Source organism: Bradyrhizobium sp. P2_E8 (genome assembly GCF_056403875.1).
Window position 1 is genome coordinate 1 of sequence record NZ_JBFUES010000881.1, and the last position, 3,142, is coordinate 3,142.

Below are 3,142 nucleotides of genomic sequence, written 5' to 3' on the forward strand. Positions count from 1 at the left end.
GACTTACTGAGGAGGTGCCTGGCATCGAAATTCTTGCGCTTGATGCGACCGATGCAACTGCGCCAGAGAAGGTATTCGGAGTCCTAGAACCCGATTTCCTTGTTTTGTGTGCCGGAGTGATACCGACGACCTTGCCACTCCACAAGCAAAGCTGGGAAGACTTTGCGGTAAACTGGGAAAGCGACGTACGGATGGCGTTCCATTTCTGCAAAGCGGCCCTGTCGCGACCTCTCGCTGCTGGAGCATCCGTACTTCTCGTATCGAGTGGCGCCGCGCTCGCCGGATCTCCGCTCACCGGAGGGTATGCCGGCGCGAAGCGCACCCAAATATTCATAGCAAATTACAGTCAGAAGGAGGCGGATCGTCTTGGTCTCGGGCTGCGCTTCGTCACGATTGCTCCGCGGATCATGCCCGACACCGAACTCGGAAGGCATGCTGTGGCTGGATATTCAAGCTATTTAGGTATATCGGAAGCGGACTTCATCCGCAGCATGGAGGTCCCGCTGACTTCGTCCCATACGGCGAATCTTGCGATGGAGCTGTTGACCAACCCGGGTCGATTCAAGGGGCAGGTATTTATTGTGTCCGGTAAGGGAATCGAAGCTGCGCCTTCCTGATCCGCCCCTTGAAATGGCGTAGAGGCGGACAATATTGAGTTTGATGACGGCGAGCGAACCACCAACTCAATTGAACGACTCGAAGTGGTCGAGCAAGGCATTTGAACGGCTTGCCGAGCCGTTTCGTCGTGAATTGAGCCTGCATTGCTACCGCATGCTTGGCTCCCTGCACGAAGCAGAAGACCTTGTGCAAGAAACTTTTCTGCGGGCTTGGCGCAGCTTTCACAGCTTCGAGGAACGCGGATCGTTCCGCTCATGGCTATATCAGATAGCTACGAACGCTTGCCTCGACGCGCTGGAGAGCCGCAAGAAGACCCGACGTTGGCTGCCGGATCAACGAATTCCCGCGACTGCCGAGCTGCCGGATGGCACGCCGGCAAGTGAAGTGCCTTGGCTTGAGCCTTACCCGACCTCAACCCTGGAAGAAGTGATCGACCAAGCGCCTACCCCGGAAGCACGGTACACTTCGCGCGAAGCAGTGCAGTTGGCCTTTGTCGCAGCCATCCAGCAGCTGCCGCCCAGGCAGCGTGCGGCGCTCTTACTCTGTGATGTGCTCGGCTGGGCACCTGGCGAGGCGGCAACTCTGCTTGGCGGATCGACAGTCTCTGTAAGCAGTGCCCTCCAGCGCGCGCGCGAAACGCTCGGTCGACGCTATCCTGACGGCCGGCCGCCGGTTTCGCCGCTACCGAATGCTGCACAGAAAGAGCTTCTCGGTCGCTATTTGCGCGCCTGGGAAGAGCTTGATCTTGATACCTTTGTAACTCTACTGAAGGAGGAAGCGACGTACACAATGCCGCCGTTGCCGCAATGGTACGCGGGTCGCCAAGCGATCCGAACTTTCTTTGATTGGGCTTGGAAATTCTACGATAGTTACCGTCTGGTCCCGACTGAGTCCAATGGACAACCGGCTTTTGCCGCCTACTCCCGGGTGCGGGAAGGTGAGCCTTGGACTGCACATTCAATACACGTGCTCTCACTCGACCACGACCTTGTTCTGACTTTGACCCTTTTTGTAAAGCCCGAAGCTCCAAGATTGTTTGAACGTTTCGGACTTCCGTTGATTTTTCCGGACGGCGACGGGTGAGTGCGATCGTCGAGCCTATCCAGCAGTATCTAAGGATATTGTCGGGAGCAGTGCGGCAAAGGTGAAGGTGATCGAAGGCGACAAGGGCCTGTTCCGGAATGGTCCGGATCGAACTATTCAACCAAGGCCGATGCTTGCCACGAGTTGTTTCGATCGCCCTGACTGCGCCAACGATTGCGCGAGTGGCAATTTGCCAGGTGCGGCCTCGGCCTTCACGCCATTCAGTGGGCGTGGCGCAGCACGAGCTTTCCCATAGAGCGTCCGGACCTTAGCCTCTCATGGGCGATTATCGCTTCTGAGCTCGGCAAAACAGCATCGATCTGAGGAATGATGGAGCCGCTCTCCAGATCTGCGGCGATCTGCTGAAGCATCGCTTTGAACGCGTACTTCCTGGTTCTCCAGAACGTATACAGATCTGAATCCCTAATCCCAATACTCTTGCTGAAATAGGGAACTAGCAAATCAGCGGCGGTACCTTGTGGAGCGCCACCTAGATGGCCGAAGCTTATGATCTGCCCGAAATCGCTTAATACCTCGAGGTCCTGCACAATTGTTGGTCCTCCCACCGAGTTCAGGCTGAGAGCCACTCCCTGTCTTGCTGTGATGTCCAGTATCTTTTCGGCGACTTCCTTTGCGCCGCGGTCGATCGCGACAGTAGCTCCCTGCGAAAGGGCAAAATTCAGTTTTTCGGAGCTGGTGAGCGCTATTGTCCGCATACCCGCGTTGCGAGCGATGTGCAGTGCTGCTACTCCAACCCCACCTGCTGCAGAATGAACCAGGACCCAGGCTCCCCGGTCTGGGGTGCCGTAGGAGAAGATGACGCTGCGGGCGGTCGCGTACGCAACCGGCGCCGCAGCGGCTAGCTCGAACGAAATGGTATCGGCGATCTTCGCAACGTATGTGGCGTCGATGACCGTGTAGGGCCCATAACCTCCTGCGCCCAGGTTGCCTAGCCAGATCACGTGATCGCCCACGCTGAGATCGTTCACTCCCTGCCCGATGACCTCTATAACGCCGGCGCCCTCGACGCCCAAGACGTGCGGGAGAGGGGTTGCCTCGGGGGGCAGCAGGCCTTCGCGTATTAGTAGATCGATATTGTTGACGCCGGCAGCGCGATTTCGGATTAGAACTTGTCCTGCTCCCGCCACAGGGTCCGGTAGCCAAACCTGTTCGAGCGTGTCGGTCCCGAATTCCCTCACCCCGTATGCCAGCATCATCATCCTCAACGGTTTCGTATAGCGCGTTCAATCAAGTCGGCACGTTGCGCGCAGTAGGGCAATCTGGCAAATTGATCAGCGTGAGGAATGAGATCACCAGCGCTGAACTAAATCCCACCGCCAATTTCGACGAGGCGGTGCTTCGCCGGATAGATCTGAATTTACTTGTGGTTTTCGCAACGGTTTTTCGTCACGGCTCGGTGAAGGCGGCCTCCGGACGGCTC

The 3,142-nt window shown here is 57.3% G+C and carries 3 protein-coding genes; 2 read left to right on the forward strand and 1 reads right to left on the reverse strand.

The features are described from left to right. Positions 1 to 617 (forward strand): SDR family oxidoreductase (locus AC1D00_RS33610; RefSeq protein ID WP_477013631.1); only part of this gene is annotated, 617 nt, incomplete at its 5' end. A gap of 43 nt (positions 618 to 660) precedes the next feature. After that, on the forward strand, positions 661 to 1,701 hold the full coding sequence (locus AC1D00_RS33615; RefSeq protein WP_477013633.1) for a sigma-70 family RNA polymerase sigma factor: 1,041 nt from the start codon (positions 661 to 663) through the stop codon (positions 1,699 to 1,701). A gap of 221 nt (positions 1,702 to 1,922) precedes the next feature. Here the strand turns inward: AC1D00_RS33615 and AC1D00_RS33620 are convergent, their stop codons facing one another. Further along, positions 1,923 to 2,921, reverse strand: a complete 999-nt coding sequence (locus tag AC1D00_RS33620; protein WP_477013632.1) for a quinone oxidoreductase family protein — start codon at positions 2,919 to 2,921, stop codon at positions 1,923 to 1,925. Between the last annotated feature and the right edge of the window lie 221 nt (positions 2,922 to 3,142).

What these genes read in the sequence shown, in the direction of transcription:
- AC1D00_RS33615 (WP_477013633.1), top strand. Translation starts at nt 661, where the DNA reads ATGACGGCGAGCGAACCACCAACTCAATTGAACGACTCGAAGTGGTCG.
- AC1D00_RS33620 (WP_477013632.1), bottom strand. Translation starts at nt 2,921, where the DNA reads ATGATGATGCTGGCATACGGGGTGAGGGAATTCGGGACCGACACGCTC.